20 protein-coding genes are annotated in these 25585 nt (G+C 59.6%); 13 read left to right on the top strand and 7 right to left on the bottom strand.

The window, feature by feature from the left end:
- The 3 genes from LB571_RS22995 to LB571_RS22985 all read left to right on the top strand — a co-directional run bounded on the left by LB571_RS22995 (window position 1) and on the right by LB571_RS22985 (window position 2741).
- Window positions 1-447, top strand: a complete 447-nt coding sequence (locus LB571_RS22995) for an RbsD/FucU family protein (RefSeq protein WP_015318696.1) — start codon at window positions 1-3, stop codon at window positions 445-447.
- On the top strand, window positions 444-1367 hold the full coding sequence (locus LB571_RS22990; protein ID WP_224598210.1) for a carbohydrate kinase family protein: 924 nt from the start codon (window positions 444-446) through the stop codon (window positions 1365-1367). The genes LB571_RS22995 and LB571_RS22990 overlap by 4 nt, the downstream gene beginning before the upstream one ends.
- Window positions 1368-1598: 231 nt before the next feature.
- Complete coding sequence (locus LB571_RS22985; protein ID WP_224598205.1) at window positions 1599-2741, top strand: DegT/DnrJ/EryC1/StrS family aminotransferase; 1143 nt, start codon at window positions 1599-1601, stop codon at window positions 2739-2741.
- Between the two features lie 78 nt (window positions 2742-2819).
- Here LB571_RS22985 and LB571_RS22980 read toward each other — a convergent pair whose 3' ends face one another.
- Genes LB571_RS22980 through cysD form a run of 4 tightly spaced genes read right to left on the bottom strand, consistent with a single transcriptional unit; the run spans window position 2820 to window position 7796 of the window.
- Entirely contained in the window at window positions 2820-4082 is a 1263-nt protein-coding gene (locus LB571_RS22980) for an O-antigen ligase family protein (protein WP_224598202.1), read from the bottom strand.
- A gap of 54 nt (window positions 4083-4136) precedes the next feature.
- Window positions 4137-4940 carry a 3'(2'),5'-bisphosphate nucleotidase CysQ gene (gene cysQ, locus LB571_RS22975; protein WP_224598438.1) on the bottom strand — a complete coding sequence of 268 codons (804 nt, stop codon included), beginning with the start codon at window positions 4938-4940 and terminating at the stop codon, window positions 4137-4139.
- Between the two features lie 10 nt (window positions 4941-4950).
- Window positions 4951-6888, bottom strand: coding sequence for a sulfate adenylyltransferase subunit CysN (gene cysN / locus LB571_RS22970; RefSeq protein WP_224598199.1), 1938 nt, complete (start codon window positions 6886-6888; stop codon window positions 4951-4953).
- Between the two features lie 2 nt (window positions 6889-6890).
- On the bottom strand, window positions 6891-7796 hold the full coding sequence (cysD, locus tag LB571_RS22965) for a sulfate adenylyltransferase subunit CysD (RefSeq protein WP_015318702.1): 906 nt from the start codon (window positions 7794-7796) through the stop codon (window positions 6891-6893).
- Between the two features lie 471 nt (window positions 7797-8267).
- Between cysD and LB571_RS22960 the strand changes: the two genes are divergently transcribed.
- Entirely contained in the window at window positions 8268-9635 is a 1368-nt protein-coding gene (locus tag LB571_RS22960) for an O-antigen ligase family protein (RefSeq protein ID WP_224598196.1), read from the top strand.
- A gap of 17 nt (window positions 9636-9652) precedes the next feature.
- Window positions 9653-10600, top strand: coding sequence for an NAD-dependent epimerase/dehydratase family protein (locus LB571_RS22955; protein WP_224598193.1), 948 nt, complete (start codon window positions 9653-9655; stop codon window positions 10598-10600).
- 41 nt (window positions 10601-10641) lie between these two features.
- Here the strand turns inward: LB571_RS22955 and LB571_RS22950 are convergent, their stop codons facing one another.
- From LB571_RS22950 to LB571_RS22940, 3 genes are all read right to left on the bottom strand, one after another.
- On the bottom strand, window positions 10642-11181 hold the full coding sequence (locus LB571_RS22950) for a sugar transferase (protein WP_015318705.1): 540 nt from the start codon (window positions 11179-11181) through the stop codon (window positions 10642-10644).
- 118 nt (window positions 11182-11299) lie between these two features.
- Entirely contained in the window at window positions 11300-11587 is a 288-nt protein-coding gene (locus LB571_RS22945) for a hypothetical protein (RefSeq protein WP_224598190.1), read from the bottom strand.
- Window positions 11588-11609: 22 nt separating this feature from the next.
- Window positions 11610-13598: a UDP-N-acetylglucosamine 4,6-dehydratase gene (locus LB571_RS22940; protein WP_224598188.1), complete on the bottom strand. Its 1989-nt coding sequence runs from the start codon at window positions 13596-13598 to the stop codon at window positions 11610-11612.
- 453 nt (window positions 13599-14051) lie between these two features.
- On the opposite strand from LB571_RS22940, the gene LB571_RS22935 reads away from it, so the two are divergent.
- The 8 genes from LB571_RS22935 to LB571_RS22900 all read left to right on the top strand — a co-directional run bounded on the left by LB571_RS22935 (window position 14052) and on the right by LB571_RS22900 (window position 25363).
- Window positions 14052-15482 (top strand): phosphomannomutase, encoded by a 1431-nt coding sequence (locus LB571_RS22935; protein WP_224598185.1) that lies wholly within the window; start codon window positions 14052-14054, stop codon window positions 15480-15482.
- Window positions 15482-16897 carry a mannose-1-phosphate guanylyltransferase/mannose-6-phosphate isomerase gene (locus tag LB571_RS22930; protein WP_224598181.1) on the top strand — a complete coding sequence of 472 codons (1416 nt, stop codon included), beginning with the start codon at window positions 15482-15484 and terminating at the stop codon, window positions 16895-16897. Before LB571_RS22935 ends, LB571_RS22930 begins: the two co-directional genes overlap by 1 nt.
- Window positions 16898-16954: 57 nt before the next feature.
- The gene (gene gmd, locus LB571_RS22925; RefSeq protein ID WP_140663224.1) at window positions 16955-17941 is read left to right on the top strand and encodes a GDP-mannose 4,6-dehydratase; all 987 of its coding nucleotides are present in this window, start codon (window positions 16955-16957) and stop codon (window positions 17939-17941) included.
- Window positions 17901-18923, top strand: a complete 1023-nt coding sequence (locus LB571_RS22920; RefSeq protein ID WP_224598175.1) for a GDP-mannose 4,6-dehydratase — start codon at window positions 17901-17903, stop codon at window positions 18921-18923. The genes gmd and LB571_RS22920 overlap by 41 nt, the downstream gene beginning before the upstream one ends.
- A 104-nt stretch (window positions 18924-19027) precedes the next feature.
- Window positions 19028-19741, top strand: a complete 714-nt coding sequence (locus tag LB571_RS22915; protein ID WP_245262895.1) for an ABC transporter permease — start codon at window positions 19028-19030, stop codon at window positions 19739-19741.
- Between the two features lie 2 nt (window positions 19742-19743).
- Complete coding sequence (locus LB571_RS22910; protein ID WP_015318712.1) at window positions 19744-20970, top strand: ABC transporter ATP-binding protein; 1227 nt, start codon at window positions 19744-19746, stop codon at window positions 20968-20970.
- On the top strand, window positions 20967-22490 hold the full coding sequence (locus tag LB571_RS22905) for a methyltransferase domain-containing protein (protein WP_141907204.1): 1524 nt from the start codon (window positions 20967-20969) through the stop codon (window positions 22488-22490). The genes LB571_RS22910 and LB571_RS22905 overlap by 4 nt, the downstream gene beginning before the upstream one ends.
- 2 nt (window positions 22491-22492) lie before the next feature.
- Window positions 22493-25363: a glycosyltransferase family 4 protein gene (locus LB571_RS22900; protein WP_141907203.1), complete on the top strand. Its 2871-nt coding sequence runs from the start codon at window positions 22493-22495 to the stop codon at window positions 25361-25363.
- Window positions 25364-25585: the final 222 nt, after the last annotated feature.

The raw sequence follows: 25585 nt of genomic DNA, 5'->3' as shown, positions 1-25585 counted from the left end.
ATGCTGATCGGGATTCCGGCGCTGCTTGGTCCAGAGCTTCTGGCGACGTTGCGCGCCATGGGCCATGGTGACGAGATTGCCGTGGTCGACGGGAACTATCCGGCACAGGAGCAGGCAAGGCGCCTCATCAGGACCGATGGCCACGCCCTCATGCCCGTACTCGACGCGATACTGACGCTGCTTCCGGTCGACGATGTCGTGCCGGAGGCGCTGTTTCGCGCCTCGGTGAAAGGCGATCCGTCGCTTGCCGACCCCGTCCATCGTGAAATGGAGGCGATCTGCGCCAAACGCGCGCCGGGCCGCAAGGTGGTTGCACTGGCCGGCGCCGACTTCTATGCACGGGTCAAATCGGCGCATGCCATCGTCGCGACAAGCGAGCCGCGGCTTTACGCCAATATCATCATCCGCAAGGGCGTGATCTATCCGCCGGAGACCGAGAAGCCATGATCCTCTGCTGCGGCGAAGCCCTGATCGACATGCTGCCGCGCACCACTACGGAGAATGAGCCGGCTTTTGCCCCCTATGTCGGCGGCGCTGTCTTCAACACAGCGATCGCGCTCGGCCGCTTGGGCGCGCCGGCCGGCTTCTTCTCGGGCCTGTCGTCGGACCTGTTCGGCGGTCAGTTCAGGGACGCGTTGGGGGCGAGCAAGGTCAGTTCCACCTACGCGCACACCTCGCCCCGACCGACGACCCTGGCCTTCGTGCGGCTGAACAATGGCCAGGCGACCTACACCTTCTATGACGAGAACACGGCCGGGCGCATGCTGACCATCGAAGACCTGCCGCAACTCGGCAGCGAGATCGAGGCCATGCTGTTCGGCGCCATCAGCCTGATCTCGGAGCCGGCTGGGTCGGCCTATGAGGAATTCATGCAGCGCGAGCATGAGACCCGCGTGATGATGCTCGATCCCAACATCCGGCCGAACTTTATTCCCGACAAGGCCAAGCACCTCAGGCGCATCCGGGAGATGATGGCGATGGCCGACATCGTCAAACTGTCGGACGAAGACCTCCACTGGTTCGGCGAAGCCGGCTCGCACGAGGATGTCGTGCGCAATTGGCTCGACCGCGGCCCGAAGCTGATCGTCGTCACGCATGGCAGCGAGGGTGCCGTTGGCTACAGCAAACAGCATCGTGTCACCGTCATGCCGGAGACAGTGAAGGTGGTGGACACCGTCGGCGCCGGAGACACGTTCAACGCCGGCATCCTTGCCTCCCTGCATGAGCAAGGCCTGTTGACGAAGGCGGCCATCTCCAGCCTGTCCGAAGACGCTATGCGCAAAGCATTGACGCTCGGCGCCAAGGCGGCGGCAGTGACGGTATCACGAGCCGGCGCCAATCCCCCCTGGCGGCACGAGATCGGCTAATCGGCTCTCCAGCGCGATCACTTTATGTTTCCAGGCGCCGGAAAACCTCGATAAGAATGGGCTGAATTGCACCGCCAAGCCCGGATTCCCGGCTTTGTGGGACAATATGCCGGCAAAACGTGGTAACGGGCTGCGACACTTGCACCAAGTCCCCGATCCGCAGCTGGCTTTTTCAGCCGCGCCAAGTCTGGTACCAGCGGGCCGGTTATTGGCAGGTGTATTGAGGCCGACATGCAATTCATCGATCTTGGCGCGCAGCGCGAACGAATCCGCGATCGGCTGAAAGCCGCGATCGACCACGTGGTCGAGGATGGCCGCTACATCCTTGGCCCGCAGGTCGCCGAATTCGAGAAGAAGCTCGCCGCCTATGTCGGCGTCAAGCATGTGATTGCCTGCGCCAACGGCACCGACGCACTGCTTTTGCCGCTGTTCGCCGCCGGCATCGGCCCGGGTGACGCGGTGTTCGTGCCGAGCTTCACCTTCGCCGCCACGGCGGAAGTGGTGGCGCTGGCTAAGGCCGAGCCGGTTTTCGTCGATGTCGATCCGACAACCTACAACATCGACATCGCCAGCCTCGAGGCGGCGATCGCGGCCATCAAGAAGGAAGGTCGACTGAAGCCTAAGGCGATCATCCCCGTCGACCTGTTCGGTCTTGCCGCCGACTATGAGGCGCTCATGACTATTGCCAATCGCGAAGGCTTATTGGTGATCGAGGACGCAGCCCAGTCCATGGGGGGCTCGCTCGAAGGCAGGATGTGCGGCGCGTTCGGCCATGTCGGCTCGACCAGCTTCTATCCGGCCAAGCCGCTCGGCTGCTATGGCGACGGCGGCGCGATGTTCACCAATGATGACGCGCTGGCCGACGCGCTCAGATCCTTCGCCTTCCACGGCAAGGGCGAGACGCAGTACGACAACATCCGCGTCGGCATCAATTCACGGCTCGACACGCTGCAGGCGGCGATCCTGCTCGAGAAGCTCGCCATCCTCGAGGAAGAAATGGTGGCGCGGCAGGTGGTGGCCCAACGCTACGCTGAAGGCCTCGGTGACGTCGTCACCGCAGCCCGCAACCTGGGTGGCAGCCGCTCGGCCTGGGCGCAATACGCGATCGAAACGCCGAAACGCGACGGGCTTAGAGCGCATTTGAGCGAAAAGGGCATTCCGTCCGTCATCTACTACGTCAAGCCGCTGCATGAGCAGATCGCCTATCGCGACTACCCGCGCACGCCGACCGGCCTTACGGTTTCGGAGGACCTGCCGAAACGCATCCTGTGCCTGCCGATGCACCCCTATCTCAGCGAGGCCGACCAGGACCGGATCATCGAAACGATCCGCAATTATATCGGCTCGAACTCGGCGCAGGCCGCGGCCGAATAGGCGTGGGGCACGACGGAATACCCGACCGACACCTCCTTGGCACAGGGCGACGACGGCGCAGGCCGTGCGCTTCGCCCGTTATTTTGAGAAGGCCGCCGCGTGTCTTGTGGTCCCGTCTTCCATTCCCGATCGGGTCATGGAACGGCACTGCACTATGCAGATCCCCGCGGCGAAGACCAAAGTGCCCAGCACCCATGACAACCAGATCCGATGGTCGACCGAGAGTTCGACGACAGCTATGATCAGGTAGGAGCTGGCTATGAAATGGCAGGGGCCGCTCAAACCACCGATCATTCTTATAATCGCCGCCAGGAGCACCCCATACACGATGATGCCCAGCGCTCCCAGTTCGTACCACAAATCGAATACGATATTATGTGCGCTTGGGAGATCCGCCTGCGCATAATATGTCGGACTCACGACAACCCCGGCCGCGTTTCTGATCGTATTGGCGCCATGGCCGAGGATCGGCTGGTCCGCGATGCGGGGCGAAATCATCTGCCATAGATCAAGCCGCGCTGCGAAGGTTCCTGGATAGAAAGCCAGCCATCCCGTTGTTTTGAGGTAGGCGAACAGCGGCGCGACGACGAAGGGGGCAATCAGGGCAAGAGACAAATAGACGGCGAAAAATCCAACCAAAACGTGCTGGCGGTATTTCGCGGGCATGACAAACATCACCGCCACGAGGACAATCGCCAGATTGACGCCGGTCGATCGGCCGTAAAGCAATGTCAGAAAGGCAAAGAGAGCCGCAAGCCCTTTCCAGACCAGCCTCGGCTGGGCAAGAAATATGACGGCAAAAAAAGCTCCGTACACCGTGATCTTATGAAGGGTGAAAACGTTCTCCACAAAGCGTGGATCTTCAGTCAGAAACGCAAAATACAGTTCCCAGCCCATCACCGATACGACGCCGATCAACATGCCGGCCAATGACACCCGCGCGAGCCGCTCGCGCTGAGCGCTCGCAAGCGCGAGGATGCCCTGAAACAGCAGGATAGCGGCGATCGAGTAGCCAAACACGTCCCTCGCCGCCATGAGAGAGCGGCTCGCATCGACCGACCACAGGGCGCTCGCAAGGACAAAGCCTGACAAGAGAGCGAGAGCAATTGCAAGGCCTGTCGTGCCTCTGCCAAAACGCGCACGCTTCGTCAAAAGGGCGAGAGCGCCCATGAGTGCCCCGACAAGCGTTAAGACCGTTGGGGACATTTCGACGAAGGCGAAAAGGGCGGGAGAGAGGGCGTAGAGGCCCAGCAACATCCTGAAGACTATTTCATCACGATTGCTGGTCCATGCGGGAAAGCCGCCCAAAATGACGGCATGGCATTTCTGAAACAAGGACATTCACTTACCGACTCAGGGGACGTCGACAAAGGATAGGCCATCGACGAGGGCTTTTCACCTACGTCCGATACGTCCCTGGATTGCAGCCTCGCCGCTGGCGATGAAATGCGGATTGGCGAAGTCCGCGTCATCGGCCTGGTTGCGCTTGCCATAGGTCAAGGGCTTGCCGTCCAGCGTCCGCGTCGTGCCGCCGGCGGCACGCAGCACCGCGTCACCCGCAGCGGTGTCCCATTCCATGGTGCGACCGAACCGCGGATAAACATCCGCCTCGGCATTGGCGAGGAGGCAGAATTTCAGTGACGAACCGACCGAGACGATCTCGGCGGCACCAAGGTCGCGAATATAGGCTTCGGTTTCCGGCGTGTTGTGCGAGCGGCTGGCAACCACGGCCAGCGGCGTCGCGGCCGTTCTCACCGAAATCGGCCGGCGGGAAACGATCTGGTAGTCGCCATCGACTTCGAGGGCTTCCGCCCTGCCCGGTCGCCCGGAAAAAAACCGGCCGCTGCAGGGTGCGAAGACAACGCCGACTTCCGGCACACCATGGCGGACAAGCGCGATGTTGACGGTGAAGTCGGTGCGCCGGTTGACGAATTCCTTGGTGCCATCAAGCGGATCAATGAGGAAGAAGGTCTCGCCAAGTTCGCCCGGCATGACGCCGGCCGCCGCTTCCTCCTCGGCCACGCAGGGAATATCGGGGAATGCGGCGCGCAGGCCTGCAAGAATGATCTTCTCGCTCTCGCGGTCCGCCTCGGTGACCGGCGAGGCGTCCGACTTGCGGTCGACCGCGCAGCCGGCGTGGAATACGCGCATCACCTCGCGCCCGGCGGCTAGCGCCAGCCGCTCGAAGATTTCAAGCATCGACGTGTCGTCAGATGCCGCCGCCATTGTCATATTGGTCTTCGGCAATGTCACGCTCGTTCAGCCAGTGTTCCAAGGCATCTACCATCTCTTCAGCCGATCTGCCGAGCGTCTTCAGATGGATCTCCGGTTTCTCCGGTGCTTCGTAAGGCGAATCGACACCGGTGAAATTCTTGATCTCGCCATTCAGCGCGCGGGCATAGAGGCCCTTCGGATCACGCCTGGCGCATTCCTCGAAAGGCGTATCGACAAACACCTCGATGAACTCGCCATCGGCCATCAATTCCCTGGCCATCCGCCGCTCGGCGCTGAACGGGGAAATGAAGGAGACAATGACGATCAGCCCGGCGTCGGCCATCAGCTTGGCAACTTCGGCGACGCGGCGAATGTTCTCGACGCGATCGGCATCGGTGAATCCAAGGTCGCGGTTGAGACCGTGGCGGACATTGTCGCCATCGAGAATGTAGGTATGACGCCCAGTGGCGAAAAGCTTCTTCTCGAACAGGTTGGCGATGGTCGACTTGCCGGAGCCCGAAAGCCCCGTGAACCAGAACACGGCGGGCCGCTGGTTCTTCATGTCGGCACGCACGCGCTTGCCGACATCAAGCGATTGCCAATGGATGTTTTCGGCGCGGCGCAGCGAGTGTACGATCATGCCTGCGCCAACCGTGGCGTTGCTGATGCGATCGATCAGGATAAAGGCGCCAGTGGTACGGTTCTCGCCAAACGGATCGAAGGCGATCGGCGCCCGGGTCGAAATGTTGCAGATACCGACTTCATTCATCTCAAGCGACTTGGCCGCCTCATGCGCAAAGTCGTTGACATTGATGCGGTACTTCAAGTCGGTGACGGTGGCGCTGGTCTGGTCGGTCTCGGTGCGCAGGATATAGGAACGGCCCGGCAGCAGGGCGTGCTCGTCGAACCAGACGATGTTGGCGGCGAACTGGTCGGCGACCTGCGGCCGTGCGGACGGCGAAACCAGCATGTTGCCCCTGGAAATCTCGACCTCGTCGTCAAGAACGAGCGTTATGGCCTGGCCGGCCACCGCCTGTTTGAGATCGCCACCATGGACGACGATGCGTTTGACATGCGAGGACTTGCCCGATTTGGCGACCACGACCTCGTCGCCTTGCGCAACAATACCGGACGCGATGGTGCCGGCAAAACCGCGAAAATCGAGATTGGGGCGATTGACGTACTGAACCGGAAAGCGGAACGGCAGCTCGGCCGTGGCTTCGTCGACGGAGACGGTTTCGAGATGCTCGATCAATGTCGGGCCGGAATACCAATGCGTGTTTTCGGAGCGGCCGCTGACATTGTCGCCGTAGCGGGCCGACATCGGAACCGGCGCGATGCTCTGGAAGCCGAGATCGCGTGAGAACTGCCGGTAGTCCTCGACGATCCTGTTGAAGACCGCCTGGTCAAAACCGACGAGATCGATCTTGTTGACCGCCAGCACGATGTGGCGGATGCCGAGCAGCGAGGCGATGATCGAATGGCGCCGCGTCTGGCGCAGCACCCCCTGCCGGGCATCGATCAGCACGATCGCCAGGTCGGCGGTCGAAGCGCCTGTCGCCATGTTGCGGGTATATTGCTCGTGGCCGGGCGTGTCGGCGACGATGAACTTGCGCTTGGGCGTGGCAAAGAAGCGGTAGGCGACGTCGATGGTAATGCCTTGCTCGCGCTCCGCCTCGAGGCCGTCGACCAACAGCGCGAAGTCGACGTCGTCGCCCGTCGTGCCATGCTTGCGCGAATCGCGTTCAAGCGCGGCGAGCTGGTCCTCGAAAATCTGCTTGGTGTCGGAGAGCAGGCGTCCGATCAACGTCGACTTGCCATCATCCACCGAACCGCAGGTCAGGAAGCGCAGCAGCGACTTCTTCTCCTGCGCGGCCAGATAATCGCGGACGCCGTCCGTTGGAGCGAGGCTCTTTGCCATGATGTGGCGCATGGTCAGAAATACCCCTCGCGCTTCTTCTTTTCCATCGAACCGGCTTCATCGCGGTCGATCAACCGACCCTGCCGTTCGGAGGTGCGTGCCGTCAGCATCTCGCCAACGATGGCTTCAAGTGTGTCGGCGTCGGATTCGATGGCGCCGGTCAGCGGATAGCAGCCGAGCGTACGGAATCGCACCAACCTGTCCTCCACGACCTCGCCGGGCAGTAGCTTCATGCGATCATCATCCTTGAGGATCAGCATGCCATCGCGTTCGACAACCGGCCGCCGCTTGGCGAAATAGAGCGGCACGATCGGGATGTTTTCCTGCAGAATGTACTGCCAGATGTCGAGCTCGGTCCAGTTCGACAGCGGGAAGACGCGGATCGATTCACCCTGCGCGATACGTGTGTTGAAGATCTTCCACATTTCGGGCCGCTGGTTCTTCGGATCCCACACATGCTGGGCGTTGCGGAAAGAGAAGATGCGCTCCTTGGCGCGCGACTTTTCCTCGTCGCGACGGGCGCCGCCAAAGGCAGCGTCGAAGCCGTATTTGTCGAGCGCCTGGCGCAGCGCCACGGTTTTCATCACATGAGTGTGGGTGTTCGAGCCGTGATCGAACGGATTGATGTTGTCGCGCACGCCATCTTCGTTGACATGAACCAGAAGATCGAAACCCAGCTTCTTCGCCATCTGATCGCGAAATGCGATCATCTCGCGAAATTTCCAGGTGGTGTCGACGTGAAGAAACGGGAATGGCGGCTTGGCCGGATAGAACGCCTTCATCGCCAGATGCATCAGCACCGACGAATCCTTGCCGACGGAATAGAGCATGACCGGCTTGGTGAAGGCTGCCGCGACCTCGCGGAATATGTGAATGGACTCGGCTTCAAGCCGCTGCAGATGCGTAAGCGCTGGTATCATGGACCGTGAGCGTTCTCTCATGCCTTGCAACAGAAGATCCTGCGTCAAATCATCGAGCCTTTTGCGCCCGGTTCAAAGCTTCGCTTCTGGACAAGTGTTTCGTGCGGGCGTTCTAGCAGATCGTCGCGGCCCAGAACAATGCAGGACGAGCCCGACAGCCATTCGTTCGGGAATGAATTTTCCACGGTTGCGACAAAACCCGGAAATTTCTGCTTGGAGAGCTTCCAGCCGTGAAAAGGCTGGAAAAATATTGCCTGTGAGAAGGCCGGGGATGCTGCAGGGTCAACCGGTGCCGACCGGGGGTTTCAGCGGCAATCGATCACGGCGTACTATCGAAACAGCGGCCCAGCCGCTATACGCTTAGAAAGGGCAAGATGCATTATCAATGGGCAATTTCGAGGTGAGCATGTTGGGGGTTTCACCGAACACGATGTGCCGCATAAATTTTCTTGAGAATAGCGGGTCCGAAAATTGAACCGGCTTTCATTCATAAGACAGCAAATCACGCCTTCGCGGATCAATGTCTACTTCTCCATTCTCTGCTTCTTTTCTCCCCCGGTCTTGGGATCGGCGGTCAGCTTCGTGTTCAATGGCGGCGGACTATGGTCCGTCCTGTTAATCGTCTTGAAGAGAAGGCACTTCAATGTCGACCGGGCGATGATGGCGCTAACGATCGCGATCTACGCCTATTGCGCAAGCAATGTCCTGGCGTCCATCGTCAACCACGCGATCGTCAAGGACGCACGGCATCTTGTCCCGCTGATCACCTTTCTGTTTTTTCCCATTTCCTATTCGACCTGGAGCACTACGCAAAAAACAACGCTCGTCCGCATCATTGTGTTGGCCAGCATGGCGGCTTGTTTCGGAGCGCTGCTGCTGGCGGTTTATCAGCAATATCGACTTGGTATGCGCGCCGAGGGTGGGGCGGGGAATGCGATCGTTTTTGCTGAGGTCCTCTGCCTTGCGGTGGTGATCTGCGTGGCCGCTGCCCTATCCGGTATAGAGAAATACAGGATCGCCCTCGCCTGCGCCGCACTCGGCGGAACGATCGCCATCATCTACTCCGGTACGCGCATCGTCTGGCTGGCACTGCTGATTGCCGGTGTCGCCGTTCTGTTGATCAACCAGCAGAAGCTAAGAGGGAGAGATGCCGTTCGCGTGCTTTTGCTGCTGGCCGCGATTGCGGTCGCTATCGCGTTTTTCGGGTTCCAGACGATAGCGGGGCGCGTCGCATTTCTGCACTCCGACTGGGATGCGCTGGCGGCCCATGGTGACCACACGACTGCTTTGGGACTACGCGTCGCGCTTTGGGATATCGGCCTGAAGGCATTTCATGAGATGCCATTGTTTGGACATGGGGTGGGTGCCACCCGGCTCTTGATCAAGCAGGGCTTTCAGGATCAGTTCGGGATGGATGCAGGTTTCAGTCATTTCCACAACGGCTTCCTGACCGCCTTGGTGCAAGCGGGAATCCTGGGTGCGGTGGCGCTGGCGGCGATCTTTGTGGCTGCCGTCAGAAATGCAGCCCTGGTCCTTCGCGACAGCACCGATCCGATCGAACGGTTCGGCGCCACCATGATCGTCGCCGTCGTGATCACCTATCTGACTGCCGGCATGACGGGCATTCTGATCGGCCATGACATTCTGGACTCGGTCCTTATGGTCTTCCTGGTGTCGGGAACATATCTTGCCTGCGGGCGCCAGGCCGCGTTGGTGGAAAGGGAGGCCCTTCCACCAGTGGTGGGAGCCCAGGCGATGTCACCACCGAAAAGCCAAGCCGTTCCACTGGTGACAGAAGCCGTTCCATCAGACCTGGCACCTCCGCCAGCCGCCCGATAGCCGGTCCTGGCAAGACAATGAAAGTCCTGGTTACGGGCGCGACGGGTTTCATCGGCCGCCAGGTGGTCCATCGGCTTCGTGAGGCCGGTGTCGAACTTCGCCTTGCCTCCCGTCAGCCGGAGAGACTTGATGCCGGGCCCGACACGATGCAGATGCCGGGGTACGATGCACCTGCCGAGGCTTTCCTGGCGCTGACCAGGGATGTTACGGATGTCGTCCATTGCGCGGGTCTGAACAATGATCAGGGCAATGCCGCCGAAGCTGATTTTCGGGCAGCCAATGCGCAATTGAGCGCACGTCTGGCGCATGCCGCCGCCACGCAGGCAAGCGGACGGTTCATTCATCTTTCCTCGATCCGGGCCGTGATCGGCGCGCGTGCCAGCGCAACCATCGACGAAAACACGATCCCCGACCCACAAGACGCCTACGGGCGCTCGAAACGTGAAGCAGAAATCGCCGTGTTGGGCGCCTATGCCTCGCATGGCCGTGCCGACGCGGCCATATTGCGGCTGCCTCCAGTCTACGGGATCGGGATGAAAGGAAACCTGGCGACGCTGATGCGGCTCGCCGATACGGCTCTGCCGATGCCAACGGGCGCATTGACGGCGAACCGTTCGCTGCTATCATCGCAATCCGCGGCACGGGCGGTGTGGCATCTGCTTTGCCATTCCCAGCCACTTCGTCCGATCTATCTCGCCAGCGACGAGCCGCCGGTGTCCGTCGCTGCCGTCATCGGTGCCTTTCGCCGCGGCTTGCGGAGGCCGACGCGCCTGATGACCGTGCCGGCTGGACCGATGCGGACAGCCGCCACACTGCTTGGCAAGCGGATGTTCTGGGACAGCCTGACGGCGACGCAAATATGCGACCCGTCGCTGCTTGTCTCGGAAGGCTGGGCGCCGGAACCCAGCACGCTGGAGCGGCTGACCGAGATAGCGCGGCTCCGAAACCCCCGACGTCCTGTTTGATCCCGGCCCAAAGACCGGTTCCGCTTCTGGAGCGGGGCTGCTCAGCCGCGATAAAGTGTTCCAAACAGGATCCGAAGGTCGAGCCAGAACGACGCGCTCCTGAGATAGGTGGCATCGGTTTCGGCCAGAAGCTGCGGGTTCGACATGTCGATGCCCCTGATCTGGGCCAAGCCTGTCATCCCGGGCAAAGCCTGCAAAACGCCCAGCCGCCTGCGGCATTCGATCAGTTCCGTCTGGGTCGGCAGGCAAGGACGCGGCCCGACCAGGCTCATTTCGCCGCGCAGGACATTCCACAGCTGCGGCAACTCGTCGAGCTTGAATTTCCGCAAGCCCCTTCCAACCGATGTCACGGCGCTCACCGGGGTTTCATGCGAGGGCAAGGATGGCGTTCCCTGGTACATCGTCCGCAACTTGTGGCAGCGAAAAAGCACACCTTCGCGGCCAATCCGCGTTTGTGAAAAAATCACCGGACCGGGCGAGGATACCCGGACGGCGACAATGGCCAGCAATAGAATGGGAGAGGTTGCCACCAGCAGCACAGCCGCACCGGCGAGATCGAAGATTTTCTTGGCTGTCTTCATGTGGCCGATAGGGCTCCGTGCCAGGGCTCTACGCGATAACCGCCAGCGATGCCCGTCAATCCGGCCGGCGTAGCACGAGGTCGCCTTCCCAACCAAGCGCGCCGCGCGGTCCTCGATTTCAGATACGACCCAGGACAAAGGCGAGATAGAGTCCAAGGGTGCCGGCAAAAGTCTGTCGATAGACGCCGCTTTGCGCAGGGCGCCCAGGCGTTGGAAAAGGGGAACCTCGCCGACCGTTCGCGAACAGGTCGAGGCACGCCACCGCATCCTTCGTAAGGAGATCGCGATTGACGGCAAGGCCGGCAAGATTGAGATCGGTCCAGTCCGCGAACTGGCCCTTGAACAGGCGACCCAGCCGGGAGATCCGCGCCTGCCACGATGCATTGGCGCCGACCAGATCAAGCACTCAAGATTATTTTCTGCACAGCCTAAGTCGCCTGCCCAGCCGTTTTCGGGATCACCTCTTGAGGCGTGGCCCCCCTCGCCTTCTTGGCGCGGTCAAGACCGGCAAGCGCGGCAAGCGAAGCTGCCTTGTCCTGGCTCTTCATCTCCTGCTGAAGCGCCGCAAGTGCTGTCTGGACATCCGACCACTGCGCGACATCGGTGCTCAGGCCGAAGATCTTGGCAATGCTGAGTTCCACCAGTTCCTCGTCCTCGCCGTGCAGGGTCTCGTGGAGCTTTTCGCCCGGGCGGATGCCTGTGAAGCGGATTGGAATGTCCGTATAGGGGCTTTTTCCCGCCATGCGGATCATCGTTTCGGCCACTTCGACGATCGGCACGGGCTTGCCCATGTCGAGCATGTAGACGGCGTAATCCTGGCCGGCCGGCCGCGAGGCGGCATCGGCCGCCGACATGATGACGAGATCGACGGCTTCGGCGACAGTCATGAAATAGCGCGTCATGCGCCGGTCGGTTATGGTGACCGGCCCGCCGGCCTCGATCTGCGCCTGGAATATGGTCGCCACCGAGCCATTGCTGCCGAAGACGTTGCCGAAGCGCACGGCGATGAACTTGGTGGAGGCGCGACGCCCGCCCGGTTCGCCGGCCGGCGTGCCGTGCAGGGCGCTGACGATCTGTTCGGCGGCCCGCTTGGTCATGCCGAGCACGGAGGTCGGATCGACGGCCTTGTCGCTCGAGACCATTACGAATTGCGCCACTCCGCATTTGGCCGCGACCTCGGCGCAGACAAGCGTGCCGAAGACGTTGGTCTGGATGGCCGATTCCCAATTCTCCTCCAGCAGCGGAACATGCTTCAACGCCGCTGCATGGAAGATGATGTCAGGTTTGAATTCCGTGACCACGCGCGTCATCTGGCGCCGGTCCGCGACATCGACGATGCGGACCTTGAGGCGATCATGATGCTTCTCGTCGATATACTGGCTCAACTGGAAGATGCCGAATTCGGAATTGTCGGCGACCAGCACGGCCTCGGCTCCAAGCTCCAGCGACCGCTTGACCAGCATTCGCCCGATGGAGCCGGCGCCTCCCGTGACCAGGACGCGCTTGCCGCCGACGAAGGCGCCGATGCGCTCGATGTCGGATGGCACAGTCGGGCGGCGCAGGATCGTTTCCATCTCGACGGCATCGAGAACGAGCTTTCCCTCCTGGCCCAGCTGCGAAAGGCCAGCGAACTGCACGACCGCAATGTCGCCGTGACGCGCGACGCGGACCAGCTCCGAATATTCCTCGATCTCATGCTCGGCGCCGCTGCCGAAGATCAGCAGATCGAGGCTTTTGGTGCCGCTCGCATAGTCCTCCAGGACATCGAGCAGGCGCGGCCGGGTCGCCACCACCGGGACCCCTTGAATGCGCGTGCCGAGCGGCGCGCCATGCTCGGTGGCCATGATGCCGGCTATGGTATGATCGGGGGGTTGCGCCGTGCGCGTGAAACGAATGATCAGGTCGGCCTCGCCGAGCCGCCCGACGAACAGGGCCTGCTTGGTGCGCGCCGTGTCGGCCTTGCCGCTGAGGACATCCCAGCTCGCGCCGTCACGCAGGAAGCGGTAGAACAGCCGGGGCGCCGAGATGACGGTGAAGGAGACGAGCAGGAAGACGATGAACTGGCGCTCGTTGAGCCCCGCGACAGGCTGAAAGAAACGCACGAACAGCGAAACGGCGTAGAGGACGAATGTCAGTATCGCGCAGCTCTTCAGGATGTTGAAGAAATCAGGCGTCGAAGCGAAGCGCCAGACCGTGGTGTAGAGGCCGCAATATCTGAACAGCAGATGGCTGATGACCACGATGCCGGCCCAGGTGACAAGGCCCTCCGTGGAGAGCGCCCCAAAGGAAAGATCCGACCGCGACAGGACGAGGCTAAGCGCCACGGCGACCAGGACCATGACCACGTCCTGGACCATGATGAAGGCGCGCCGCATCTGAGGCCTGAGCCCGAACACAGCTTCTATATAGGATACCATTGGGCAGTACTGAACTCCGGACGTGAGAACTTCAACACCAATGCCGCGCCAGGTCGAATACCATTCGCCACCGGCCACCTATGTTAGCGCAAATTTCTCGGCCCCCGCCGCCTTTATCGCATAGCGTGGACTTGAAGCCATCGCCAGGGATTTTTTCACCGGCGTCTCATGAACGAGCGCGTTGATGAAGATATCATGTAACAGCGATTGGAAAAGTAGCTTCCGCTTATAAAGCACTGTCGCGCGACTCGGGTGGATTACCAAAGATTGGAAATTTCGGCGGATTTGACGCCGCCTTTCTGGTCAACTACTCACGAAGTCTCGCCCAAGCCATTACCGACGCACTATTTGGAGAGCCCGAGGAACACTGGACGGCTGGCCAAACGATTTCCGGTTGACAGATGGGCGCACTGCAATATGACGGCCTTCCCCCACACTAGCCAAAGTGAAGTAATGAAATTTGGATCGAGTGGCCTTCGAGGCTTGGCTTCGGAACTGGTCGGCAAACCGAGTGGACTTTATACTGAAGCCTTCGCTTGGCGCCTAGCAGCAGGCGGGCTCCAGCCGAAGGCCAAGGTGTTCATAGGTCGCGACTTGCGCGATAGTAGCCCGACCATTGCAGCCAACTGCATGGCTGCCTTGGTGGTTGGTGGATTTCAACCGATCGATTGCGGTGCCATTCCAACACCAGCTTTGGCGTTGTATGCTCGGCAGCACGGCGCAGCGGCGCTTATGGTGACCGGTTCGCATATACCCGCTGACCGCAATGGCATCAAATTCTATAACCCGCAGGGTGAGATCAGCAAGGCCGATGAAGCCGCTATAGCACGCTATGCCGCGGAAAGGTCAGACGCTTATAACGCCCCGCCGGCAATAGGAACGGCTTTGCCAGGACATCATGACCAGGCGATTACCGCCTATCGCGCGCGCGCTGACGACATCCTGGAGCCTGGATCCCTTTCAGGCATGAGGCTCGGCGTCTATCAGCACAGTTCGGTCGCGGCGGACCTTCTCGTGAAGGTTCTCCAATCTTTTGGCGCCCATGTGATACCTGTCGGGAAATCCGATACCTTCGTACCTGTCGACACCGAAGCCGTTGACCCGACCACAATTGCAAAGTTCAAGGGTTGGGCTCGAGACTTCAAGCTCGACGCCATCGTGTCGGCCGACGCCGATGCCGATCGACCACTTATCGCCGACGAGAATGGCGATCTGTTTCGTGGCGACCTGATCGGCCTCGCCACGGCCTTGTTCTTGCGGGCTGATAGCGTAGTGACGCCCGTGACCTCCAACTCAGGCATTTCGGAAGCTTTCGGTTTTACGGTTCTGAGAACAAAGGTGGGATCTCCATTTGTCGTCGAAGCCATGGAAGCCTCCTACCTTCCCGAAAAAATCGTCATTGGCTTCGAGGCCAATGGTGGCGTTCTCCTGGGGTCGGACTGTTCAATTCACGGAAAAACGTTGACGGCATTGCCGACACGAGATTCCCTGCTCCCCATCCTCGCCGTTCTCGGTATAGTCGCGTCGACAGGAAAATCCCTGTCGCGTTTGCGCGAACTGTGGAATCTTCCCGCCTGCGCAAGCGAACGTCTCGAAAATTTTCCGGTGGAGAGTTCCCGCAGCTTGATGCGTCGGCTCGCGGACCGGGATGCACTGCAGCGATTTCTGGCCCCGTTCGGAACCGTTGCCGATGTCGATGAGACTGACGGCTTGAGGACACGAATGCTGAATGGCGAGATCATCCATCTGCGGCCATCAGGCAACGCGCCAGAGCTTCGGTGCTACTCGGAAGCTGCAAACCACGAAAGAGCGAAAGCGATCGTGGCCCTGACGCTTGAGAGGGCGCGGGCAATCTCATCCACTAACGAAACAGGGGTCGTTTAATGAAAGTGGTTCCCGTCATCATCAGCGGTGGAGCCGGATCGCGACTGTGGCCCGCCTCCAGGCAATCGCACCCCAAACCTTTCCTCAAAGTGGCTGACGGACATTCTCTTATCCAACACACAGTGTTGCGCGCAGCTTCGATAAAGCATGTCGTGGAACTCGTCGTGGTAACGTCCGGAGAACACCTGTTCCTGACGAAAGACGATTTCGACGAACTGGATTCCGTGATGTTGCCGCGCACATTTCTGCTCGAACCGGAAGGCCGCGATACGGCCGCCGCGGTGGCGGCGGCCGCTATCCATGCCAAGGCAACGCAGGGTCCTGAAGCGATTCTGTGTGTCTTCCCGGCGGATCACATGATTGGCAACCTGCCTGCTTTTTTGGCCGTGATGGGCCGGGCCATCGAACACGCCCAGCTGGGGCGGATCGCCACATTGGGCATCAGCCCGACCAGACCGGACACTGCATTCGGTTATATCGAAGCGGATGGTGAGAAAGTCGTCCGTTTCGTTGAAAAACCTGATCTCGAGACGGCCAAGGCCTATGTCGCATCCAAGCGCTTCTTCTGGAACGGCGGCATCTTCTGCTTCAGCGCACAAACCATGCTCGACGAAATGGCTTTGCATTGTCCCGCGGTGATCCAGGCTGTCTCCGACAGCTATGAGAACGGCCACTTCAGTCAAGGCGAAGGCTTTGCCAAGATCGAACTCGCGCCCGAGCACTTTGGCTCCGCCCCGCGAGTCTCGCTTGATCACGCGGTCATGGAGAAGACAAACAATCTTGCCGTGGTTCCCTGCGACATGGATTGGAACGACATCGGGTCGTGGAACGCAATGGCCGATCTGATCGCTCCCGATGCAAGCGGGAACAGGATACGCGGCGATGTTCACATGATCGACACAACCGGTAGCTATGTGAGCTCGGATAAGCGCGTCATCGGCACGGTCGGCGTCAGCGACCTGGTGATCGTGGATTCCCCGGATGCGTTGCTTGTCTCATCTCGTGACCGTGTTCAGGACGTCAAGAAGCTGTTTGACGACCTCAAGGCTTCTGGACATGAAGCGCACCTGCTTCACAGCACGGTGCACCGCCCGTGGGGTACCTATACGGTTCTGGAGGAAGGCGAGCGCTTCAAGATCAAACGCATCGAGGTGAAGCCCGGTAGACGTTTGAGCCTGCAAATGCACTACCATCGTTCCGAGCACTGGGTCGTGGTCAGCGGCTCCGCGAAAATAGTCAATGGCGACCAGGAGCTGTTTCTGGCGACCAACGAATCGACCTACATCCCCTGCGGTCACAAACATCGGCTGGAAAACCCGGGAAGAATCGACCTGGTGATCATTGAAGTACAAAGCGGCGATTATCTCGGCGAGGATGACATCGTGCGCTTCGACGACGTATACGGCCGCGCCTGACAACCGGTTGGCTCGCTGTGCTTGGCGAGCAACCACTAGATAGAACCGAGAACATTGATGACAAAGAAAGCCTTGATTACCGGCATTACCGGGCAGGACGGCGCCTATCTGGCGGAACTCCTGCTTGCCAAAGGATATGAGGTTCACGGACTTGCGCGGCGTTCAAGCACCGCCGATGTGAACACCACGCGCCTGAAGTGGCTTGGCATTGAAAAAGATGTTCGGATCGTGGACGGAAACCTGACGGATTTGTCTGGTCTGGCTAGAACGATGCGCGACGTGAAGCCGGATGAGGTCTATAATCTTGCCGCTCAATCCTTCGTCAAATCGTCGTGGCAGCAGCCGATCCTGACCGGCAACGTGACCGGCATAGGCGTGACCAATGTGCTTGAGGCCATCCGCCTCGAATCGCCTGAAGCCCGTTTCTATCAGGCATCGTCCTCGGAGATGTACGGCCTTATCCAGGAACCGATGCAATCCGAGACGACACCTTTCCACCCACGCTCTCCATATGCGGTGGCGAAACTTTATGGCCATTGGATTACGATCAATTATCGTGAAAGTTTCGGTTTGCATGCCTCGAGCGGCATCCTGTTTAATCATGAATCCCCGCTTCGCGGCATTGAGTTCGTCACCCGCAAAGTCACTGACGCGGTCGCGCGCATCAAGAAGGGCATGGCAAAGGAATTGCGGCTCGGGAACATCGACGCCAAGCGTGATTGGGGTCATTCCAAGGACTATGTCCGCGCGATGTGGCTGATGGTGCAGCAGGACCAGCCGGATGATTACGTGATCGCGACAGGCAGGACGACGACTGTGCGCGACATGTGCCGGATTGCATTCGAGCACGTCGGGCTCAATGTTGACGATCACCTTGTCATCGACCCCGACTTGTTCAGGCCGGCGGAAGTCGAAATCCTGCTCGGCAATCCAGCCAAGGCAAAGGCGAAGCTGGGCTGGGAGGCGACGATCTCGCTGGAAGAGATGATCCGCGAAATGGTGGATGCGGATCTCGAACGCCACGCGAACCCAGCCAGACGTTAAGCTGGATGGGAACCGTTTTTGCCTCATGGTCAGTAATTTGAAGCATCGTATCCTGATTACCGGGGCAAGCGGATTTGTCGGCTCTGCGCTGTTGCGCCTCCTGGAACGGGAACACAGTTCCTGCGAGGTGTTCGCGTTTGGCCATGGCGAAGGCCAGCGAAATGCCATCGACCTGCTGGACCGGGATGCGGTCGACACCGCCGTGCGGGAGGTCCAGCCCACCTCGCTCATTCATTTGGCCGCGGTTGCAGCACCTTCCGATGCCCGCAACGCGCCGCGCCATGCCTGGAACGTCAACTTCACGGGAACGATGAACCTTGCCGAATCGGTGATGCGCCACGCGCCGAAGGCCCGGTTCGTCTACATTGGCAGTTCGGAAGCCTATGGGGCTTCGTTTGCGAGCGTGGCCGGCCCAGTGACGGAAACCGTGCCGCTTCAACCGATGACGGTCTACGGCGCCACCAAGGCGGCTGCGGACTTGATGATCGGGCAAATGGCCTATGACGGCCTGCGCGCGGTGCGCTTTCGCCCGTTCAACCATACCGGCCCTGGTCAGTCGGACGCCTATGTGGTTTCCGCCTTCGCGCGGCAGATTGCCGAGATCGTGTCGGGAAAAAGCGAGCCCGTCATTCACGTCGGAAATCTCGAAGCCGAGCGCGACTTCCTCGATGTTCGCGACGTGGTGCGCGCTTATGCGAGTGCGGCGCTTCTGGAGCTGGATGCCGGGCCCGACCATGTCTATAACATCGCATCAGGACGACCGCGGAGGATCCAGCATATACTGGACATGCTCATAGCGCAGTCGGGCATCAACATCGAGGTGCGTACCGACCCGGCCAAATTCCGCCCCAATGACATTCCCGTCATGTGCGGTGATGCGGCAAAAGCACACAATAAGCTGAATTGGACGCCTTTGGTGCTGTTCGAACAGACAATTGCCGACGTTTTCGGATATTGGCACCGGCTATGTAACGCCCGCTGACGGCAAGACGCAGCGCGCAAAGGGTCGATCACATGCTGCGAAGCTTATGGCACTACCGCCATTTCATCATTTCCTCCATCAGAGGCGACTTGAAGGGGCGTTTCGTGCGGTCGCGCCTGGGCGGCCTGTGGTTCATCCTTCACCCGCTTGCGCAGGCGATCATCTTCTCCATCGTGCTTTCGGAAGTGCTCAAGGCACGGCTTCCGGACACGGACAGCCCCGCGGCCTACCCGATCTACCTTCTGTCCGGCATGGCCGCGTGGACGCTGTTCAGCGAGATCCTTACGCGCAGCATGACCGTCTTCATCGAGCAAGCACCGGTCATGAAGAAGATCGCGTTTCCGCGCCTGTGCCTGCCTGTGATCGTCGGCGGCACGGCGCTAATCAACCACCTGCTGCTGCTTGTCGCCATCTTCGTGATCTTCATCTTCCTCGGCCACATGCCAGGCCGCGCATTGATCCTGCTGCCGGTCGGGATCATCCTGATTTCCGCAATCGGATTCGGTCTCGGTGTCATCCTCGGGGTGATGAACGTTTTCATTCGCGATATCGCGCAGGTCATGACGATCGTGCTGCAGCTCTGGTACTGGCTGACGCCGATTGTCTATCCAGCCAACGTCCTGCCGGAACAATACAGCTTCGTGCTCAGCCTCAACCCGATGGCTCCCTTGGTTGCATTGTACCAGGATGCGTTGCTGTTCAACCGCTGGCCCAGCCCCGAAAGCCTCATCATGCCGGCCATTCTGGGGCTGCTCAGCATGGTCTTCGCGATGATTTTCTTTCGCCGTGCAAGCCCTGAACTCATCGACGTGCTGTAACCATGACCGTGCTCTCCGTAAGTCATTTGTCGAAACGCTATGCGAACTATGCCAGCAACCTCGAGAGGTTTGCCGGCTGGTTCGGAGCGCCAGTTACCCCGACGGAGGAATTCTGGCCGGTCAGGGACATCTCCTTTTCCCTGTCCCCGGGAGAAGCCCTTGGGCTGATCGGGCAGAACGGCGCCGGCAAGAGCACGCTTTTGAAGCTAATCACCGGCACCGTGCGGCCAACCGAGGGTGCGGCGAGTGTCTCAGGCCGCATAAGCGCCATCCTGGAACTCGGGCTCGGCTTCAATCCCGAATTCACCGGGCGCCAGAATGCCTTCCATGCCGGCGGGCTGATGGGTCTCTCGCACGGGCGTCTGGCCGAACTCATGCCGCATATCGAGGACTTCGCCGAGATAGGCGAGTTCTTCGACCAGCCGGTCCGAACCTATTCGAGCGGGATGCAGGCACGGCTGGCGTTCGCGCTTGCCACCGCCGAGCGGCCGGAGGTGCTGATCGTCGACGAGGTGCTCTCGGTTGGCGACAGTTATTTCCAACACAAGAGCTTTGATCGGATACGCAGCTTCAAGGCGGCGGGCACATCGATCATTCTCGTCACTCACGCCCTGGCCGACGTGAGGGCATTGTGTGACAGGGTGATCCTGCTGGACAAGGGACATGTGCTGAAGGACGGGGCGCCCGACGAGGTGATCGATTACTATAATGCCCTGATAGCAACCAAGGAGAATGCGAAGCTGACGGTGGAGCAGCGGCGGGAAAAGGATGATTGGCTCTACAGCAGAAGCGGGACCAAGGCAGCCGCGGTAGAATCCGTGGCGTTGTTGGACGGCGAAACCGGTGCCCAGGTAAAGATCGCCGTTTCAGGACAGAGCATGACGGTTCGAACGCGGATTGTTGCGAAAGAGGATATTCCGGAGCTTGTCATCGGCTTCATGCTGAGGGATCGCGCCGGTCATATAGTGTGGGGAACCAACACCTGGCACACTGGTCAGGTGCTTTCGAACATTGCGGCTGGAGACAAGCTCGAATGCCGACTGCGCCTTGCCTGCTCCCTTGGCCAGGGCTCATATGGTCTATCGGTCGCGCTGCATACGGGAGACGTCCACATCGACAACAATTTCGACTGGATAGAGAACGTCGAGGTTTTTGACGTCATCAGTTCAGACAGCCCCTTCTTTGTCGGGACGAGCCGCCTTGAGCACGCTTTCGAAATCGTCCGATGAAAAAAAATTTTGACGATCTGTACAAGGCCTTCGAGGACCGCTTTCGTGGGTCAAGGGAACTCGTCAAGGGCCGACTTGAGATCTATCAACCCCTGTTGGCGCAGGTGCCGAGGCAACCTGAAGGGCCGACTCTTGCGATCGATCTTGGCTGTGGACGTGGCGAATGGCTTGAGATACTCACCGAGGCCGGGCTGGAAGCCGTCGGCGTGGATCTGAACGGAGGCATGGCGCAGGAAGCCATCGAACGTGGACTGAGAATCGAGCTTCGGGATGCGATCGAATATCTGCGAGAGCAACCGGATGAGACTGCGGCCGTCATTTCAGCCTTCCACATGGTCGAGCACGTGCCTACCGATTATCTGATCGAACTCTTGAACGAGTGCCGCAGAGTGCTGGCCGAAGATGGCCTGCTTATCCTGGAAACCCCGAATCCGGAGAATATTTCCGTCGGCACGCACACCTTCTATCTTGATCCGACCCATAAAAGTCCCCTGCCCCCGAGCCTGCTCGAGTTCCTGGTGGAGCAGGTCGGCTTCCCCGAAATCGCGATCCTGAGGCTGAACGGCAGTCCCATGATCAAGGCAGGGCCGATCGAGCGCAGCATTCATCTGATGTTCGAGGTAGGGCGCGACTATGCCTGCCTGGCAAGAAAGCAGGGCATGCAATCCGAGGGGAAAACCGGATCACTTGCAGCGTTTGTGCAGGCCGCGTCGCAGCAAGTGCCCACGGATATGGCAAAAATAAAAGGATGGCTTCATTCCGCTGACGAAGAGATCGTCAACAGCTCGGACGGAGGAGCCACGTCGTCCAACGCGCTTCAGTTTCAACAATTGACCGAGAACCTCGCCGCCCAGTCGGAGTTGATGCAGGCTGGAAACAAAGCACTCACGGACACGGTAGCTTCTATCGGCAAGCAACTGCGGGACGTCATTAAGGACAGGGCTGTGGCCGCCCGCGATGCCGAAATCGCCCGTCTCCAGCAACAGATGGCGGAGACGGACGCTGTAAGCACGGAGCAATTGACAGGCAGACAAGCTGCCATCGAAGAGCGAGATGCTGAAATTGCACGCCTCCAAAAACTCATGGCGAACATGGAGGCTGCAACCTCGAGGCAGGTGGCCGAGCGGGATGCCGAAATTGCCCGACTGAATGAAAGCGTTACGAAACTGGCCGAACAGGTTCAACCGTTGGCTGTTCTGGTCGACGCCTTTCAGAATTCGACGTCTTGGAGAATTACAGCGCCAATGCGCGGACTTATCGGGGGGGCAAGCGCTGTAGCGCGGATTCCAAAGGTAAATGCCAAGCTCCTGATGCAGCATGGCCTGCTATGGTTGCGCCGAAGACCTCGAGCTTCGGTATTTGTTCAACGCTTGATACGGTTCGCTCCGCTCCTCGAACGCCGGCTTCTGGGTTTCGCACGGTCAAGCAGCGGTTTGGTCCCAATCGACACAGGCTGGAAGCTTGATCCGGACCCCGCCGTGCTTGATGCGTGGCGTAGACGCCTCAGGGCTGGAAAATAGACATGACATCGCAGCCATTGAGACTCTGGGTCGACGGCCAGTGTCTGCAGACGCATAGCCGAAAACGTGGAATTGGACGATACGTATTGGACTTGCTCCGCGCCCTTTCGACCCACGAGAGCGGCATAGAGCTGCTCGTCTCGCTTAATGCTGCGATGCCTGAAGCGACAATTGCCGCTCGATCGCTGCTTTCGGGTATCGTGCCATCGCACCGCATTCACGTCTGGCACGGGAAAGTCGAAGGGGGCGAAGCCGACTACGGACACACGACATGGCGCAGCCGTAGCGAAATGGCTCTCGTCCATCACGTCAACCAACTCAGTCCAGACATTGCCCTGTCCGCGAGTCCCTTCGAAGGCGCCGTCGACCCCGCGGTTCCGTATCTCGGTGGCTCATTGGCGACGGTCAGGACGGCAGCCATGTTTTATGACGCTATCCCGTTCAGGTTTCCTGACAAATACATTCGCGACCCTCGTCAACGGGAGTATTACGATCGGCGTCTTTCCAGCTATAAGAATTTTGACCTAGTGTTCACCATTTCAGATTTCTCCTCCCGGGAATTTCGACATTTCTCTGGGTCGGAAAAAGAGCTATGCATTGGCACCGGCATAGCTGAAAGCTTTGTTGAGCTTGTAAACGGCGGAACAGATGAAAATTTTTACGACTGTAAATACGTTCTATATGTTGGCGGCTTGGATTGGCGAAAGAATCTTGAGATAATACCAAAAGCTTTTCAAAGCATTCCTAAACCGCTGCAAAATTCTTTGAAATTTATTCTAGCCGGAGAGATTAACTCCGACGAAGAAGGTGAATACTCCAACATCTGGCAATCTCATGGTTTGTCGGCTGATCAGATCGTATTCACAGGCGCGGTCGATGACAGAACGCTGGTCCGCCTCTATAAAGGGGCGGTTGCACTGGTTCAGCCCTCGTTCATGGAGGGCTTCGGCCTAACGGCGCTTGAGGCAATCGCCTGCGGAACGCCTGCAATCGCGGCCAGAGCGGGCGCGGTTCCCGAGGTTGTCGGAGATGACGCCTTGCTCTTTGACCCGACGTCACCTCTAGACCTTGCTCAGAAAATTGAAACAGTAGCAGCGGGCAAACTCGACTCAAAAAAGCTCAAGGAACTCGCGCAGAATAGAATCGATACGTTCAGCTGGAGAAACGTCGCAGATCATGTCGTTAAGGGTCTGCACGGACTCGACCGCCGCATGGCTGCGCCGCAGATCGAACTTGTCGAAGCGCTCGGCACTATCAAGAGAAATGAAGAGGAAGACGTCTCGACCTTGATGGCTCTCGCCGAGCCCGAGCCCACAAGGCCGCGGCTGCTGGTCGACGCCAGTGCAACACTGATAGACGACCACAGGACCGGCATTCAACGGGTCGTTCGGCGGATCTGCGAAAGTATGTTCCCGAGCGGGTCAAAAGACGAGGGCAAGTACATCTCGTTCTGCGACGATAATACCGGCTGGTACTTTGCAAGAGAATGGGCCGGGCGCCCGCCTTCGAAACAGCAGTCAAACCGGCTCCGGCCACAGGCCGGCGATACCGTGTTGATGCTCGACAGTTCCTGGCCTTTCCATACCCTCCATCCGGCGTTTCTCCGCCCGGTCTTGCTCAAAGGCGGCGACGTCATATCCTGCCTCTACGATATGGTTCCCTTGCGTTCGGCAGCCTTTTGCCATGAAGGCATGCCACCTATTTTCAGCGCGTGGTTTCAAACCGCGCTCATTTATTCCACCGGCATTATCTGCATCTCGCGCGCAGTCGCCGACGAATTGCTGGATTTGCTCGCAGGCATCCGGTTTCCGCGCCGAATGAAGGTCGGCTACTGGCAGCTTGGTGCAGATTTCGCGACAATGGAGTCTCCACCGAAGCCAATTCAGCGAAGCGACGTGGGCCGTCCTTGCTTCCTGATGGTCGGAACGCTGGAGCCGCGCAAGGGCCACCGAGTCGCGCTCGAAGCGTTCGAGGCATTGTGGGCCGAAGGCGTCGACGCAGAGCTCGTCATCGTCGGAAAGATCGGCTGGGGCATCTCGCATCTTGCCGAGCGCATTCGGCATCATGCGGAATTTGGCAAGCGTCTGCATTTGCGCGAAAAGGTCAGCGACAACGACCTTGGCGCTCTTTACAGGGGGTGCGACGCCCTGATCGCGGCCTCCTTTGCCGAAGGTTTCGGCTTGCCCGTCGTCGAGGCGGGCCATTTCGGCAAGCCGGTGCTTGCCAGTGACATTCCGGTGTTCCGTGAGGTGGGCAAGGGCGCGGCCGCAGCGCATTTCTTCGAGGTCGGCTCACCTGCCGCGCTAGCCATGGAGGTCAAGGGCTTCCTGAAGGGCACACCTGCCAAGCCCCGAGAGACGCCATGGCCGACCTGGGCCGAAAGCGCCGTACAATTGGAAGACGTCGTCGTAGGACAGAAATGGTACAAGATCTATGAGCCACAGTCCCCCAGGCCTTTCGCACCGCCGATAGACCTTGGCGACACACGGATGACGGACGCCCTCGGGGATGAGCAACGCGCCCATCGCCTCGAACTTGTGGAAGGCCCTTACAGGACCGATGACGGCGCCGCATTGAAGATCGTCGTCAGTGTGACCAATCTATCCGGGACAGTGTGGTCGAGCTTCGGCCCGACCGACAGACGCCTGGGAATTGCGCTGGGCTATTTTGCGGTCGGCATTGCGGGCGAGCGCTTCCAGTATGACAACGCGCGCGCTTATATCCCGTTTGTCTTGGTGCCGGGTGATACGCACTATATGGCCCTCAACATACCGGCCTCATTGAAAGAGCGCGGGGGCGGCGCGTTCATCGACATCGAATTGGTTCAGGAGGGCATCAGTTGGTTCGGTAGCCCACTACGCGTGCCTCTATAGTACTTGAACGCTCGTTCCAGACTAAATGCCAGCGATCCATAGCTAACGTCTGTTCGTCTCGATTGAGCTTCAATTAGGCGGAGTTCCTACGGGTTTCCGTTGTGGTTGCGCCATTCGGTTGCAAACTGGACAGACAGTTTGAATTGCTCTTCGAATAGCCGGCGGGGAAAGCCAGTGCGGAGAGCAGAAAAACCATTGGGTGCATTCTCTGACATCGGCTAT

The organism is Mesorhizobium sp. BR1-1-4 (assembly GCF_020165375.1).
In the GTDB taxonomy this organism is placed as follows: Bacteria; Pseudomonadota; Alphaproteobacteria; order Rhizobiales; family Rhizobiaceae; genus Mesorhizobium; species Mesorhizobium australicum.
Note: the sequence above shows the minus strand (reverse complement) of the source record. Positions and strands in the feature narration are given on the sequence as shown.

Bases quoted from the DNA above. Each gene is read 5' to 3' on its own strand.
- LB571_RS22995 (WP_015318696.1), top strand. From the start codon at position 1: ATGCTGATCGGGATTCCGGCGCTGCTTGGTCCAGAGCTTCTGGCGACG.
- LB571_RS22990 (WP_224598210.1), top strand. From the start codon at position 444: ATGATCCTCTGCTGCGGCGAAGCCCTGATCGACATGCTGCCGCGCACC.
- LB571_RS22985 (WP_224598205.1), top strand. From the start codon at position 1,599: ATGCAATTCATCGATCTTGGCGCGCAGCGCGAACGAATCCGCGATCGG.
- LB571_RS22980 (WP_224598202.1), bottom strand. From the start codon at position 4,082: ATGTCCTTGTTTCAGAAATGCCATGCCGTCATTTTGGGCGGCTTTCCC.
- cysQ (WP_224598438.1), bottom strand. From the start codon at position 4,940: ATGCTTGAAATCTTCGAGCGGCTGGCGCTAGCCGCCGGGCGCGAGGTG.
- cysN (WP_224598199.1), bottom strand. From the start codon at position 6,888: ATGCGCCACATCATGGCAAAGAGCCTCGCTCCAACGGACGGCGTCCGC.
- cysD (WP_015318702.1), bottom strand. From the start codon at position 7,796: ATGATACCAGCGCTTACGCATCTGCAGCGGCTTGAAGCCGAGTCCATT.
- LB571_RS22955 (WP_224598193.1), top strand. From the start codon at position 9,653: ATGAAAGTCCTGGTTACGGGCGCGACGGGTTTCATCGGCCGCCAGGTG.
- LB571_RS22950 (WP_015318705.1), bottom strand. From the start codon at position 11,181: ATGAAGACAGCCAAGAAAATCTTCGATCTCGCCGGTGCGGCTGTGCTG.
- LB571_RS22940 (WP_224598188.1), bottom strand. From the start codon at position 13,598: ATGGTATCCTATATAGAAGCTGTGTTCGGGCTCAGGCCTCAGATGCGG.
- LB571_RS22935 (WP_224598185.1), top strand. From the start codon at position 14,052: ATGAAATTTGGATCGAGTGGCCTTCGAGGCTTGGCTTCGGAACTGGTC.
- LB571_RS22930 (WP_224598181.1), top strand. From the start codon at position 15,482: ATGAAAGTGGTTCCCGTCATCATCAGCGGTGGAGCCGGATCGCGACTG.
- gmd (WP_140663224.1), top strand. From the start codon at position 16,955: ATGACAAAGAAAGCCTTGATTACCGGCATTACCGGGCAGGACGGCGCC.
- LB571_RS22920 (WP_224598175.1), top strand. From the start codon at position 17,901: ATGCGGATCTCGAACGCCACGCGAACCCAGCCAGACGTTAAGCTGGAT.
- LB571_RS22910 (WP_015318712.1), top strand. From the start codon at position 19,744: ATGACCGTGCTCTCCGTAAGTCATTTGTCGAAACGCTATGCGAACTAT.
- LB571_RS22905 (WP_141907204.1), top strand. From the start codon at position 20,967: ATGAAAAAAAATTTTGACGATCTGTACAAGGCCTTCGAGGACCGCTTT.
- LB571_RS22900 (WP_141907203.1), top strand. From the start codon at position 22,493: ATGACATCGCAGCCATTGAGACTCTGGGTCGACGGCCAGTGTCTGCAG.